12 protein-coding genes are annotated in these 14,548 nt (G+C 53.8%); 2 read left to right on the top strand and 10 right to left on the bottom strand.

Translation table 11 applies throughout. The annotated features are described in order from the left end of the window. Positions 1-13: 13 nt before the first annotated feature. Genes ACN0UH_RS09365 through ACN0UH_RS09355 form a run of 3 tightly spaced genes read right to left on the bottom strand, consistent with a single transcriptional unit; the run spans position 14 to position 1,747 of the window. Positions 14-274, bottom strand: coding sequence for a phosphopantetheine-binding protein (locus ACN0UH_RS09365; RefSeq protein ID WP_417661812.1), 261 nt, complete (start codon positions 272-274; stop codon positions 14-16). Continuing rightward, a complete protein-coding gene (locus tag ACN0UH_RS09360; protein WP_417661811.1) occupies positions 249-1,064 on the bottom strand; it encodes a lysophospholipid acyltransferase family protein in 816 nt (271 codons plus the stop codon). The genes ACN0UH_RS09365 and ACN0UH_RS09360 overlap by 26 nt, the downstream gene beginning before the upstream one ends. Next, on the bottom strand, positions 1,037-1,747 hold the full coding sequence (locus ACN0UH_RS09355) for a beta-ketoacyl synthase chain length factor (RefSeq protein WP_417661920.1): 711 nt from the start codon (positions 1,745-1,747) through the stop codon (positions 1,037-1,039). The genes ACN0UH_RS09360 and ACN0UH_RS09355 overlap by 28 nt, the downstream gene beginning before the upstream one ends. A gap of 282 nt (positions 1,748-2,029) precedes the next feature. On the opposite strand from ACN0UH_RS09355, the gene ACN0UH_RS09350 reads away from it, so the two are divergent. Further along, positions 2,030-2,803 (top strand): ParA family protein, encoded by a 774-nt coding sequence (locus ACN0UH_RS09350; protein WP_417661810.1) that lies wholly within the window; start codon positions 2,030-2,032, stop codon positions 2,801-2,803. 57 nt (positions 2,804-2,860) lie between these two features. On the opposite strand, the gene ACN0UH_RS09345 is transcribed toward ACN0UH_RS09350, so the two are convergent. The 4 genes from ACN0UH_RS09345 to ACN0UH_RS09330 form a co-directional block, all read right to left on the bottom strand. Next, positions 2,861-3,658: a universal stress protein gene (locus ACN0UH_RS09345; RefSeq protein ID WP_417661809.1), complete on the bottom strand. Its 798-nt coding sequence runs from the start codon at positions 3,656-3,658 to the stop codon at positions 2,861-2,863. Between the two features lie 221 nt (positions 3,659-3,879). After that, positions 3,880-4,323 carry a YiiD C-terminal domain-containing protein gene (locus ACN0UH_RS09340; protein ID WP_417661808.1) on the bottom strand — a complete coding sequence of 148 codons (444 nt, stop codon included), beginning with the start codon at positions 4,321-4,323 and terminating at the stop codon, positions 3,880-3,882. 133 nt (positions 4,324-4,456) lie between these two features. Further along, positions 4,457-4,885 carry a thioredoxin TrxC gene (gene trxC / locus ACN0UH_RS09335; RefSeq protein WP_417661807.1) on the bottom strand — a complete coding sequence of 143 codons (429 nt, stop codon included), beginning with the start codon at positions 4,883-4,885 and terminating at the stop codon, positions 4,457-4,459. Between the two features lie 74 nt (positions 4,886-4,959). Then, positions 4,960-6,750, bottom strand: a complete 1,791-nt coding sequence (locus ACN0UH_RS09330) for an SLC13 family permease (RefSeq protein ID WP_417661806.1) — start codon at positions 6,748-6,750, stop codon at positions 4,960-4,962. A gap of 255 nt (positions 6,751-7,005) precedes the next feature. Between ACN0UH_RS09330 and ACN0UH_RS09325 the strand changes: the two genes are divergently transcribed. Then, positions 7,006-7,704, top strand: coding sequence for an aspartate/glutamate racemase family protein (locus tag ACN0UH_RS09325; RefSeq protein WP_417661805.1), 699 nt, complete (start codon positions 7,006-7,008; stop codon positions 7,702-7,704). A 2-nt stretch (positions 7,705-7,706) separates the two neighbouring features. On the opposite strand, the gene selO is transcribed toward ACN0UH_RS09325, so the two are convergent. From selO to ACN0UH_RS09310, 3 genes are read right to left on the bottom strand one after another with little or no spacing between them, the layout of a single operon-like run. Further along, positions 7,707-9,167, bottom strand: coding sequence for a protein adenylyltransferase SelO (gene selO / locus ACN0UH_RS09320; RefSeq protein ID WP_417661804.1), 1,461 nt, complete (start codon positions 9,165-9,167; stop codon positions 7,707-7,709). A 48-nt stretch (positions 9,168-9,215) separates the two neighbouring features. Then, positions 9,216-12,608 (bottom strand): mechanosensitive channel MscK, encoded by a 3,393-nt coding sequence (mscK, locus tag ACN0UH_RS09315; RefSeq protein WP_417661803.1) that lies wholly within the window; start codon positions 12,606-12,608, stop codon positions 9,216-9,218. 33 nt (positions 12,609-12,641) lie between these two features. Then, positions 12,642-14,387, bottom strand: coding sequence for a potassium/proton antiporter (locus ACN0UH_RS09310; protein WP_417661802.1), 1,746 nt, complete (start codon positions 14,385-14,387; stop codon positions 12,642-12,644). Between the last annotated feature and the right edge of the window lie 161 nt (positions 14,388-14,548).

Here is a 14,548-nt window from a genome sequence, read left to right as displayed (position 1 = left end):
GCTAATAACGCTCTCAAACAGCCTGACGTGTAGATACAAAAGCCGCCAGGTTAGCAACGTTGGCGAAGTGTTGACGGGTGTCCTTGTCTTCCGCATCGATTTTGATACCGAAGCGCTTTTGAATGGCCAGTCCCAATTCAAGTGCATCTACCGAGTCGAGCCCAAGGCCATCACCGAATAGCGGTTGATCGGTATCGATGTCCTCTGCGGACATGTCTTCAAGCCCCAGTGAATCTATGATCAAATTCTTAATTTCGAGTTGCAGTTCGCTCATCTGTTGCGAGCTCCTTAATAAAGTATTGGTGTAGGTAGTCATTGAGCTTGCGTGAAGCTATCGGCGCTGGGGCAGATGCCTTGAATTGTTTTGGGTCGATATCCGGGCCAACCTGCAGCTGAAAGTGGAATCGCCGGGCGGGAATGCTGTACCAGGGCTCAGCTTTGGTCAGTGTGGTTGGCGAGACACTGATTGTTACCGGGGTGATTCGCTCTGCGCCGCGGATGGCGATGGCTGCTGCACCGCGATGAAAGCTGGGTGGTTGCCCGGGTGTGGTGCGGGTGCCTTCGGGAAATACGATCAAGCACTGCCCGCTTTGCAATGCGGCAGCCGCTTCATCAAGCATTTCCATACTGCCGCTGTTGCTGATGTACTCCGCCGCTCGGATGGGACCACGCATGCACGGGTTTTTCCACAGGCTTTGTTTGACCACACAGTTGGCGTCGCGAATTAACGAGATCAACACCACCACATCAATCAGTGACGGATGGTTGGCGATAACCATTTGCCCAGGTTTACCCAGACGATCTGCACCTTCAATGCTGTAAGTAAGCACGCCGCTGCGGAACATCAGTTGAACAAACCAGTGGAAGCTCAGGCTGATGGTTTTGCGCGCCCTTGCCCGGTGCGCCTCGGCATCGCCGGGCAAGAGCGCCAAAAGAGGGAAGACCAGGACGCGCAGTAATACCCCGCCGATTCCAAACAGGATAAAGCACAAGGCTGTGGCCACAAGGCGCCAGGCATACGGCGGGCTGTGCGGGCTTAGTTTGGCTTGCGTGACCACGTCCATTGCCGTCTATTCCAGTAGTGGGTGAAGTCTCGGCCACTGCAAAGTGCTCTGAGCAAACTTAAGGCGTGTGGCCATTGGCTAATTGGGCCACCTCCCGCGTGCAGTTGTAACTGCCAGTCGTCGCCGGGTGTGAGTAAAAGCCCAACGGCGTAGGCAAAGGGGACGTCGTCGATAAACGGTGTATAGATGGCCGGAGGGGATTCTTCGGCAATCACCAGCAATACCGCCGGGGCGCCCTCGTTGAGTAATAAGCACGCCTCCTGTACGGCGTGTTCAAGGCTGTCTCTGGACGCGGCGAGGGCGGTCATTTCGCTGGTGTCGCCACGTAATATCGACCATTGACCGATAATCGCGTTATGTACCGATAAACTAAATTGTGTGGGCGACAGCGGCTCATTGTGCGCAAGGTCGTTAAGCAGGGCCAATGTACGTGGGGTTTCGCCGTGGCGTGAGGCAAAAATCAGCGGTAAGGCTGGATATGATTCGGCCAATGGCCACGCGACATTAAAGACCATTCGTGCCAGTCGGCTCAGGCGCCTGCGCTGCATCGGTGCAATAAAGCTGACATCGGGCTGTTGCTGTTCATCAGACACAGGTACAGGTGACTGGCACCAGTCACGCCACTGTTGTGTGCTTTGCAGTGTTGGTGCCCAGGCACGCCACTGTTCTATGTTGAAATGCATCACGGAAGGAAATACCTGGCTTTTGGGACATCCTTGTCCGTTATAGCTGTCCATTATCTGGACAAAATGTGCGGACAAAAACCAATGATTGTCAGGAGCAACTGGATTAGGCTTGTCGAAGCCGATCAGGCAAAGTGATGGCATTATCTAGGTGGCATGAAGCTTGCGCAAACCTTGACGTCAATTATTTTCCAACGATTACACTGAGACGCTAGGTTACATCAGCCTTGTCATGTACTTTCGCTAAAATTCATGGCTATTCAGGGATTGGGAGCAATTAAAATGCGGCGTGTGGTGTTTAACCAGAAGGGCGGTGTTGGTAAATCCAGTATCGCGTGCAATTTAGCGGCGGTGAGTGCCTACCAAGGTTATCGGACGTTGTTGATTGACCTTGATGCGCAAGCCAACTCGACCCATTACCTCACGGGATTGACGGGCAGTGAAATTCCGTTGGGTATTTCCGAATTCTTCAATCAGACCCTGTCCGGTGGGGCTTTTGCCAAAAAGGCCAAGGTCGATATTTACGAAACCCCATTCGATAATCTGCATGTGATTACTGCAACGGCTGAGCTTGCAGACTTGCAGCCTAAGCTTGAGGCCAAGCATAAGATTAATAAGCTGCGAAAGCTGCTTGAAGACTTGTCTGAAGATTATGAGCGGATTTACCTCGATACGCCGCCGGCCTTGAATTTTTATACGGTTTCAGCGCTTATCGCCGCTGATCGAGTACTTATTCCGTTCGATTGCGACAGTTTTTCGCGTAATGCTCTGTATGGCTTGCTGCAAGAAATTGAAGAGCTGAAGGAAGATCATAACGAGGGCCTTGAAGTCGAAGGCATTGTGGTCAATCAGTTCCAGCCGCGCGCTACCTTGCCGCAGCAGCTGCTTGATGAGTTGGTTGCCGAAGGATTACCCGTATTGCCGATTAACCTGATGAGTTCGGTGAAGATGCGTGAGTCGCATCAAGCCTGCATGCCGCTGATCTACCTGGAGCCTCGGCACAAGTTGACTCAACAGTTTGTTGAGCTGCACGACTTGCTCAATAGCGCTGATTAGGCATGCCAAGTAAACAAAAAGCGCCCATCAGGCGCTTTTTTTGTGACTGGAAAAATACTAGCGCACAACAAAAATATCGCAGGGGGCTTTGTGCAGAAAGTGCTGGGCAAGGCTACCAAGCAGCGCTTGTGACAACGCACTTCGACCATGGCTGCCGAGCACCATTAATTCAGCCCGGCGGTTATTAAGCTGTTCCTGCAACGCTCTCAGAATACTGCCTTGTTGCACCGAGTGGCTTAGTTTGGGGCCGTTTGGCGGTAGCTTGAGCGCTTCATCTTCCATTAATTGGTCGATCAATGCGCTCTGGGTCTGTAGCTGCAGTTCTATCTGCTTAGCGTTGCCTTTATTGGGCTCGAACACATGCAAGGCGTGCAGTTCAGCTGAGTTGGGCAGCAGGTCATAGGCTTTGCTCAGGGCACAGCAAGCGCAAACCGAGAAGTCGATCGCTGCCAGCGAGCGCTTGTAGGGCTTCACATCATTGCGCGCGACAATCAGCATTGGCACGTTGCTGCGCCGGGCGATTCGGTCGAGGCTGGTGCCGGAAAAATAATCATGGCGCGAGTGGTGTGCGCCGAGAACCAGTAAGTCGCAGCCAAGTTCGTTGATCTGCTGCAAGACAATCTCTGAGGGCTTGCCACTGAGAATGCGCAATGCCGTCGTTTTGGGCGCGAGTTTACTCAGGCTGTGATCTAAAGCGAGCTTGGCTGCTTCGTGTTGTTGCTTGTTCTGCGCGGGATCAAGGACGTGCAGGACGGTCAGCTTGGCATTATGTTGGGTGGCGAGTTGAGCGGCTCTGCTCAAAGCGAGATCGGCAGTTTCCCTTAAGTCGTGGGCAATAAGAATATGTGCAGTCATTAAAGAACTCTCCGGTCGACACGCTTTAGGATCCTCTGAAAAAGGTAGCGAGCGAAGATAGAACAAGGCAAAAAACTTCGAAAAAGCGGAGTTTACGTACTGTAAATGAGCATTTTGAGTAGTTTTTTAACGAAGTAATATCGAGCGCAGTAGTTTTTCAGAGGCTCCTTTATTATTACCCATCAATTAGCTGGTCTTTTGAGCTTTAGCAAGGTCATGTGTCAGTGGGTTCGTAACTGGTAATGACCACAACTTTCAGCGACCACTTCCCCACTTGAATCCTTTAGCTGAAGTTCCAGCATGTACTCGGCTTTTCCCAGACGTTGGGCTTCATCTTGCAAGTTTTGTATTTCAGTTGCGCTTAAGCGTGCTTCAACAGTGATGTCACCTTTGGCCGGGCGCCGAAAGCGCAGGTTCATCTCTTTAACGATCGGGTAGAAGCGCTTGACGTCGAAGCTCGTGAGAAATAGCGCGCCTCCGGGAATTTCTGCAAGGGTAAACAGCGCGCCCGCGTACATGCTGCCAATGTGATTTTCATTGCCAGCCATAGGCATACATAGCCTGACAAAGCCAGGCTCAAGGGCTTCAGCCTTGAGGCCGCTGCGTTTTACAAAAGCAATTTGTTCTTCCGTCAGTTGGCGGGCTATCTCGAACGGCAATGACATGGTTTAGCCTCATGCTAGATATGCCGTTTAGCCTAAACCTTGAATGTCAGCTTGCAATTGACCGTATCTGTCGTTGGGCTTGACCGCAGCGCTCAACTAACCTGGAGCTGAGGAGTGCGCAGTGGTTGTGGGGCTAGTTGTTTTTAAGCCATGCCAGCAACTGGGGCAACGGCAACGCTCCGCTCTGGCGAGCCACTTCTTTACCTTGGCGAAACAGAATCAAGCTCGGGATTGAGCGGATACCCAGTTGTCCGGCTAACTGCTGATTGGCCTCGCTGTCGAGTTTGCCCAAGCGGTATTGTCCCTGTAACTGGATGGCGGCCTGGTTGAACGTTGGCGCAAATGCTTGGCATGGACCACACCAACTGGCCCACACATCGACCAATAATGGCAGGTCACCTTTAGTCTGGCTGGCAAAATTGGCTTGGGTGAGTTCAATTGGTGCGCTGGTTAGCAGCATTTCTTTGCAGCGGCCACAGCTCGGCTTGTCGCTGATGCGTTCGCTGGGAATGCGGTTCATGGCATTACAGTTGGGGCAGGGTATAAGCAGTGGTTTGGACATGATGCACTCCAGATGTATTGCCTATATTTGCGGTCGCAACTGGAGCTTTTCAAGGAGCTGAAGGACCCTGTGGCTCAGACTGGAACCAATGGCCAGAACAGCGGAATGACCAGAGTCGCCACTACCCACAATAATAGATTGAGCGGAATACCGATTTTCATGAAGTCGGTAAAACGATAACCGCCGGCGTTATACACAAAGGTGTTGGTCTGATAGCCAATTGGCGTCGCAAAGCTGGCGCTGGCGGCAAACATCACGGCGACCACAAAGGCGCGAGGGTCGATGCCGAGGTGCTGCGCCAAACCAATTGCGATAGGGGTTACCAATACCGCAACGGCGTTGTTTGAGAGCACCTCGGTGAGCACCGAGGTGAACAGATAAAGCATTGAAAGCATCATCAATGGACCGGCCCACGGCAGCCAGCCCATCATGTTCTCGACCAATATTTTTACCAACCCGACTTTGTCCATGGCGATGCTGATGGCGAGCATGCCGAAAATCAGGCTGAGAATTTTCCAGTCGACCGCTTTGTACGCGTCCTCAACGTCCAGGCAGCGCGTCGCCAGCACTGTGACCGCACCGATGATCGCCAGGCCCTCAATCGGCATCACGCCAAAGGCAGCCAGAATCATCACCGCAAATGTTGCAATGATTGCGATCGGGGCTTTGTCGCGGCGGAATGCGCGTTCTTGTACGGCGTTAAGGCTGATCAACTCGCCGTTGTCAGCGAAACGTTTGATCTGCGCCGGGGTGCCTTCGACCAGCATCACATCACCAAACTGCAGTTCGAAGTCATCGAGGTTGCCCTGCACATTTTCGTCCTGGCGATGCACTGCAAGCACGGCAATGCCGTAACGCGCGGTCAGGTCGAGATCGCGCATCGGTCGGTGGCTGTAACGTGAATTTCGGCCGACGATGGCTTCGGCGAGAATTACATCGTGGCTGCTAATGGTTTCAAAGGCATCACTGCGATTGAACGACAAATGACCACTTTCGCGCAGTTCGACCACATTTTTGACTTGGCCATGGAGTACCAGGCGGTCGCCATTGGCGAGCAGGGTATCGTGCGCTGGCTCAGTGAATTCCTGATCGGCGCGAAACAGCTTGAGTACTTGCAGCCCGCTACCGCCATTGAGATTGGCTTCGCTAAGGGTTTTGCCGATAACTGGCGAGTCATGGGGAACCAGCAGCTCGGTCATAAAGGTGCGGTCGAGGTCTGGGCGTAACTGTCGCGATAAGGTGTCGCGGTTTGGCAGCAGGTGGCGACCGACCAAGAGTAAGTAAGCCATGCCGGCAGTCGCCAGAATCAGGCCTGCGCCGGTGATCTCGAAGATCCCAAACGGGGCCATCCCGGCTTTACGGGCAACACCGTCGACCAGAATATTAGTCGAGGTGCCAATCATGGTCAGAGTGCCACCGAGAATCGTGGCGTACGACAGTGGGATCAACAGCTTCGAGGGCATGCTTCCCGCACGACGCGCCAGTGATATGGCGACCGGCGTCAAAATCGCTACAACGGGTGTGTTATTCAGGCAGGCGGAGGCTATCAGCGCCGTTAAGGTTAAACCGGTCAGGACGCGGACGGGGTTGGTGCCGACTAGGTTTCCTAGCCAATTTCCCAGCGCATCGATGCACCCGGTACGTTCAAGCGCTGCGGAGAGCACGAACATGCACGCAATTGTCACCGGGGCTGAGTTGGATAGAACGCTGAGCACTTCAGACGGGGTCAGCAGTTGCGTGACCAACAGTGCGGCGACCGCAATGGCGGCAACGATATCCGGGCTCCACGTTTCTCTGATGAAGGCAACCAGGACCCATATAATCAGAGCGCCAACAAACAGCAGTGGTAGTGAGTCCCCGAACATGGGCGTCCTTTAACGTTGAATCTCGTATGAGGTATCAAGCGCAATATTGCCAATTGCACTATTGCCAATTGCACTTGGTCGCCAAGATAGTGGGGTTTGCTTAGATAGTCTAAGAATGTTTGAGAAGGTTTATATGCTTTTTCGGTTTAATGGATAAGCTGTACCCGTATGACATATCGCCACTGTTACTGTGCTCCGCAGGTTATGCGCGATAGGTTCAGACTCTAAAAAACTGAGACAGGCAAGGAGCAGACAATGCATCAGCTTGGTATTTTGGGCGGGATGAGCTGGGAGTCGACCAGCAGCTATTACCGGTTGTTGAATCAAGGAGTGCGCCAGCGTATGGGTGGCCTGCATTCGGCTCCGTTGCTGCTTCACTCGGTTGATTTTGCGCAGATCGCGGCGCTGCAAAAACAAGGCGACTGGGAGGCGGCAGGGCAGGTTCTTGCCGATATTGCCCAGCGTTTACAAGGCGCCGGTGCCAGCGCCTTGTTGCTTGCCACCAACACCATGCACAAAGTCGCGCCAGCGATTGAGGCGGCTATAGACATCCCCTTGCTGCATATAGGTGATGCTGTTGGCCAGGCGCTGCAGCAACGAGGAGTCAAGCGCGCCGCATTGTTGGGAACGCGGTTCACTATGCTCGAAGATTTTTATCGGCAACGCTTGGCTGAGCGCTTTGCCATTGAAGTATTGATCCCGCCCAGCGAGCAGGTTGAGGAGGTCGACCGGATAATCTTTGCCGAGTTGTGCCAAGGGCGTTTTGAGTCCAGCTCTCGTGAATACTATCTGCAGTGTTTGGCGCAATTACGCGAGCGAGACGCTGAAGTCGCGATACTCGGTTGCACCGAGATTGGCTTGCTGTTGGACGGCACTGAAGCAGCGCTGACAATGCTCGACAGCACCGAGTTGCATGTTGAGATGGGGCTCAATTGGATACTGGCGGACGTTTAGGCTTATGACGAACAGCTGATTTCCAAATGCTTGCCCCAATCTGGCGGGCGTTGGGCGAAGCGTTCTTTGCCCGGCTGCTCGGCAAAGGGTTGGCTAAGCACTTGGTGCAGCTCGCGCACGACGCTGTAGTCGCCTTTTTCTGCAGCCTCGATTGCTTCCTGGGCTAGATAATTGCGCAGGATGAACTTTGGATTTACCGCATGCATACGCTCACGACGCTGCTGTTGTGACTGACCCTGTAACGGGTCGCGAGCCATATATCGCTCACTCCAGGCGTCGAAGCCTGCTAAGTCAGTAAAGTCATCGCGCAGGCGTGCCAAGGCGTTCTGCGGTTCGCTTTCACCCAGCTCGCGGAAGAACAGGCTGTAGTCAATCGCGCTGTTATGCATCAACTGCAGAAGGTCCTGGACCAATGCTTCGTCGTCGTCCTTGGCGCTGGTAAAGCCTAAGCGTCGACGCATTAAATCCAGATAATGGCTTTGGTACAGCGGTAGAAATAGCTCAAGGCTGGCGCGTAATTCATCGACACTGATCAGCGGCGTTAGCGCCTGACCGAGCGCAGCAAGGTTCCACTGTGCAATGGGCACTTGATTGCTGAAGCTGTAGCGGCCGGTGTCATCGGAGTGATTACAGATGTGCTTGGCATCAAAATCATCAAGAAAGGCGTAAGGGCCATAGTCGAAGGTGATACCCATAATCGACATGTTGTCGGTGTTCATCACGCCGTGGCAAAAACCGTACGCTTGCCAGTAGGCAATCATTTCGGCGGTGCGCTCAACAATCTGGCGAAACATCATCAAATACGGATCTTGCTGTTCCACACAGGTTTCGAAGTGGTTGTGCAAAACGTGCTCGGCCAGCTGTTTTAGCTGCGTGTGTTGCTGGGTGTAATAGAAATACTCAAAGTGGCCAAAGCGAATATGGCTTGGCGCAAGGCGTAAGACCATGGCGGCAGTTTCTTGTTTTTCACGCCAAACAGGTGTGCTTGAGCCGGTCACGCAGAGCGCCCGCGAACTGGGAATGCCCAGCGCGTGAAGGTGTTCGCTGGCAAGAAACTCGCGGATCGAGCTGCGCAGCACGGCGCGGCCATCGCCCATGCGCGAGTAAGGCGTTTGTCCGGTGCCTTTGAGGTGCAGATCCCAATGCTCGCCAGCCTCGTTAATGACTTCGCCGAGCAATAGGCCGCGTCCATCACCGAGTCTTGGGGTGTAGCCGCCAAATTGATGGCCCGAGTAAACCATGGCCCGTGGTTCGGCATCGCTCCAAAGTTTATGGCCGGCGAATATCTGTGCGAAAACCTCGGTTTCTACCTCGCTCGGGTCGAGGTCAAGCAGCGCTGAGGCTGACTGGCTGGCAACCACTAAACGTGGCTCGGCAATCGGCTCTGGTAGTACATGGGTTGAAAATGCATCGCCCAAGCGTGCAAAGCGATTATCAAATATCAGCTCGCTGAGTTTTTTCAAGGCGCTACTCCGGTAATGCAGATACAGCGCCTCACAATAACGCGATGCTCAGTTCGGGTCGACCGCAGGCGGTGTTGGTTTGGTCAGTGACACTTGAGTCGGTTCTTCTTCAGCCTGTGGCTGCGGGGCCTGACTGCTTTGTACCATGACCGGACTAACGGTTTTCAGGTTCAACTCAGCACCATTGAGATTCTTGACCACAACATCCAACTGATTGAATGCCATCTCGATTTTGTGCTCGCGAAAGCTCATGGCAATGCGCGTCAGTAACTCGTCGGTCGCAGCGTTGCGATCGCCAAGCTCTCGAACATGAACCCGTAATTCATAGTTGAAGGTGCTGGCGCCAATTGAGAGGAAGAACAGCAGTGGCTCTGGATCACGCAGCACACGCGGGTTTTCCATCGCGGCTTGCATCATCAGCTTGCGGGCCAGTTCGAGATCGGACTCATACGCCAGGCCGATCATTACGGTGATACGGGTGACGGTATCGTTCAGCGACCAGTTGATCAGTTGGTCAGTAACAAAGGTTTTGTTCGGCACAATGATTTCTTTGCGGTCAAAGTCGGTAATTGTCGTTGCCCGAATGCGAATTTTGCTCACCGTGCCGGACAGATTGCCAATGGTCACAACGTCACCAATACGCACCGGGCGTTCAAACAGAATGATCAGACCGGAAATAAAGTTGGCGAAAATTTCTTGCAAGCCAAATCCAAGACCTACCGATAGCGCTGCGACCAGCCACTGTAACTTGTCCCAACTCACGCCCAGAGTCGATAGGGTTGTGACCGTACCGATGGCTACGATGGCGTAGGACAGCAGGGTGGTGGTTGCGTATGAGCTGCCTTGGGCGAGCTTCATGCGCGAGAGCACCAACACTTCAAGTAAGCCGGGTAAGTTGCGCCCGAGCGCGATGGTAATACCGATGATCACCAATGCGCCAAGGACGTCGCTGAGGCTGATTGGGACCATGCTTGCCATCGCCCCGGTGCCGCTGATGTACTCGTACAGGGTAACGTTGTCGAGGTATGAGAACACTGAAATCAGGTCAGCCCAGATCAGCCAGAGCAAGCTGATAAACACACCCAGCAAGGCCAGCCGCACAAGTCTTAGTGACTGCTGGTTAACTTGCTCGATATCCAGTGTCGGCTCTTCGGTCATCACCTCGCCAGTCTCTGATTCTTCTGCGGCTTGCGCAGCTTGGCGTTTGGCGATTGCACGCTGATAAGCCAGGCGACGGGCAGCCACCGCAAGACCGCGGACAAAGGTTGCTTCGACGATCAGGCCAAGCATCATCAGGCCAAGAGTATCGAGCAAGCGGTCGGTGAGTCTGATTGCGGTGTAGAAATAGCCCATGCCGACTACAACGATCAGGGCCAAGGGCAATAGGCAGACAATCCCAGCAATGAGGGTGCGGAACATCGAGCTGTTTTCGCGGGCGGGCCCGGTTAACAGAACCCGGCTGAGTAGCCAGGTCATCAGCGCGTAACAGGTGATGCAGATTGCGATGCCGAGCACGTCATCTGCCAGTTCTGCTGGTCGATGCCCGGCAATGGTCACCACCGCTACAAGGGCCAGAACAATCAAGCCTAGATAGCGAACATAGCGCCGCAAGAAGGTAACGTGCGGTCGAGTCCAACGGAAGTGCAGTTCAGCGACTCCGCTTGGCGACAGAATACGGTAGACGGTGTACAGCACCATCCAGGCTTGCGCCATGCTGAAAAAGGCTGAAGCGAGACTGGCGTTTTGTCCGCGCGCATCTATTTGCAGGGCAAAGCCGCATAGCGTCAGGAACAGCCCCCCCGGCAGAGCCAGCAGGATATTCAGCAAAATCGCCATTGGCGTATGCAGCTGGTTATCGTTTTTGTAGTGTCCGATATCCTTGTGGATGTCGATAAGCTTGTTGGTAATTGCGTGGCGTCGCCACAACAGCAGGCCAATAACCAGTAACAAAGGCAGGAACAGAAGGGGTTTGCCGACCAAGCCCGCTCCGAACTCCCGGCTCGTTGAGAACCACGGCAACTCAGCGAGCTGGCGCTTGAGCTTGGCCGGTGAGCTCATAAACCAATCGAGATTGAGCGGTTTGTTGCTCGGGATCCAGAACATCTGCTCTTCAAGCGTTTCGCTCAGTGCGGTAGCGGTGGTTTGGAGCTGCTTTTGCGTGAGTTGCAGGGTGATGGACTCATTGAGGAGTGCACCCAGCTCATTGCTTACCAGATCGAGCAGTTCCCGACGCTTCTCGATGATGCTCTGCAGAGAGTTTCGTAGCGCTGGGCTAATGTCTTCATCTGGCTGTTTTTGTATCAAGGTATCGATATAGGTGGCTGGGTTGCTAATGAGCTCACGCTGCTGATTAATCTCAAATTGATAGAGACGGATGTCGGCGATGTCATTCGACAGGTTCTTATCGATATCCAGCGTCGGCAAGGCTTGCTTTTGCTGGTAGAGGATCTTCGACAGTAAAATACTGCCCTGCAGCACGCTGATTTGTTGATCCAGTGCCTGGTCGCTCTGATTGAGTGTGTCGAGCTGTTGCTTGGTCTGCAGGTTTTTCTGGGTAATTTGGTTGAGGCGATTGGTGGCTTTGAGCAGATAGTCAGAGTATTTGACATTGAGTGCGCTTTCGCGGCTCAGCAAACCGTCGCCGCCCAGTTTTTCTGCGCTTTGCGATTGCTCTGCAAAGGTCATCTCGGACATTTCGCGACGTTTCTTGTTGACCAGCTCCTGAAGGTTGGTCAGCTCCTGCTCGAGGCGTTTGATACGTTCGTCTAATAAGGCTCGTTGGCTCGCACCCAAGTCTTGTAGCAGGCTGTTGCCACTCAGTTCTTGGCGGCGCAGTTGGGTTTGCGCATTTAACTGGGCCAGCTCAGCATTCAGCTGATCACGGGTTTCGTTGGTCAGTGGCGTTCCAGCGAGTTTGCCGTCCTTCAGTGCCTCGCCTATTTCGCGGGCGCGCGCTTGGTTGCTACTGATCTCCGCTTGCGCCCGCTCAGGGCGAGTTTGCGAGGTAATGATCAGGCTGTTGGCATCAATGATCTGTTTTTGCCATTCGCTAAGCTGATTGTTGCGATCACTGAGCATTTGCTCGAGATCGGAGACTTTGCTGCTGCCATAGCGCTCGGCAACCGGTGTCGGCTGGCTGGCTTTGAGGCGCGTTAGCTCACGCTGCGCCTCACCAATTAAACGTGGGGCTGCGCTTAGCTGCTGATTGAGATCTTCGAGGTCTTTCTCACTCTGTTCTTTGAGGCGCAGCAGACTGAGAGTCTTCTCAAGTGTCTGCGTCAGCTTTGCAAGCTCGGCTTCAGGCAGCTTGCTGTCAGCCAGTGCCGCTAGCTGGTTTTGTACATCACTGGATGATGGCGGCTCATCTGCAAATGCCAGAGGGCTGCTCAGTAGCAGCAGACTGATGAGAACGAAAGCAATGTATTCACGGATAGAGGGCATGGTTGCGTTCGGGCGGCTCGAAGTTAACAGAGTTTAGAGGAATAGGCCGGGCCCGGGGCGACTGCCCTCTGGAAATTTAACACCCACCTTGCGGATCTTGTTGCCTTCCATCGCGGCGACCGTCCAGGTCAAACCTTGCCATTCGACCTGATCACCAATAACTGGTTCACCGCCGATTTTATGGGCAATGAAACGACCGAGAAGCATATTGCCTTCGCTTTCGTTCAGTTTTAGGCCGTAGAGCGCGGCAACGGCGCCCACCTCCGCATCGCCTTCAAGTACAAAGTCGCCGAAGAAGCGTAGGTCCTGGCCGCGTTTTGGCGCCTGGCTGAACAGTTTGCCGAGTGCTTCCAAGTCGTGCGCATGGCCTATTACGCAGAGCAAATCGCCAGCGTCGAGCTTGGTGCTGCCCGACGGGTGGAGCAATTCATTGCCACGGAACAGTGCTGCAATCCGCGTACCTTCTGGCATTTTCAGGTCACGCAGCGGTGAGCCAATACACCATTTTTCGACACCTAGACGGTAAACGAATAGCTCCCACTGGCTGGTCGGGTGAATTTCTAGGCCTGAGCGTGAAAATGGCGCCGGCTCGGGTGGAACCGTTACCCGTAAAAACTTGGCCGCGAGTGGCAAGCTGGTGCCTTGGAGTAGTAACGAGACGATGACAATAAAGAACGCCACGTTGAAGAATAGCTGAGCATTCTCCAGGCCTGCCATCAGCGGGAATACTGCGAGAATAATCGGCACTGCGCCGCGCAGGCCAACCCAGGCAATAAATACACGCTCACGGTCATGGAAGGCATGGAAGGGTAATAACCCGAGGTACACCGCGAGTGGCCGCGCGATTAAAATCATCCACAATGCCAAGCCAAGTGCAGGCAGAGCGACTTTCAGTAATTCGTGCGGTGTTACCAGCAAGCCGAGGACCAAGAACATGCCGATCTGCGCGAGCCATGTCAGGCCGTCAAGCATATGCAGAATGCCGTGGCGCGAGCGAATGGCTTTATTACCAAGCAATAGGCCACACAGGTAAACCGCGAGTATGCCACTGCCGCCCAAGGCATTGGTGATTGCAAAAATTATCAGGCCGCCACTGACTACCAGTAAGGGATACAAGCCATTGGCCAAGGTAATGCGATTTATCAGGTTTAGCAGCAACCAGCCGCCGACTAAACCGAGAAATGCGCCCAAGCCAAACTGTAATCCAAGGCTGCCCAGTAAACTCCAGCTGAAACCGGTTTGCCCTGCTTGCAGCATGGCAATTAGCGTCACGGTCAGGAACACGGCCATCGGGTCGTTACTGCCGGACTCGATTTCCAGCGTTGAACTCACCCGCTCGTTAAGACCGCGCCCTCCGAGTAAGCTAAATACGGCCGCAGCATCGGTTGAGCCGACAATCGCGCCAATCAGCAGGCCTTCCATCCAGCTCAGGTTAAACAGCCAAGCGGCTGCAACGCCGGTTAACCCGGCGGTAATCATGACCCCAACCGTGGCCATCGAAAGGGATGGCCAAAGGGCTACACGGAAACTTGAGACGCGGGTACGCATGCCGCCATCAAGCAAAATGATGGCAAGCGCAAGGTTGCCGACCAAATAGGCCAGCGGGTAATTAGAAAAGCTTATGCCGCCAGGGCCGTCGACGCCTGCAAGCATGCCCACGCCGAGGAATATGACCAAAATCGGGATGCCGAAACGCGAGCCAAATGCGCTGACCAGAATGCTCATGGCTACCAGCAATGCACCGATCAAGAAGAGACTGTTGATGGTACTGGCATCCAAAGCGGCATACTCCTTTATCGACTGGCAATGCGCCTATGCATGGCACGTGCCACATATAATAACCTGTGAGGTTGTCGCGTGGTTAAAAAAACACATAGCGTTATATGTGCAAAAGCTTGAGGCGCGGTATGACTGGGTTGCAAGCCGCAATATTGTAAGGA

This window comes from Pseudomonas sp. (assembly GCF_048265905.1).
Lineage (GTDB): Bacteria > Pseudomonadota > Gammaproteobacteria > Pseudomonadales > Pseudomonadaceae > Aquipseudomonas.
This window is presented reverse-complemented; position numbering and strand designations above follow the sequence as displayed.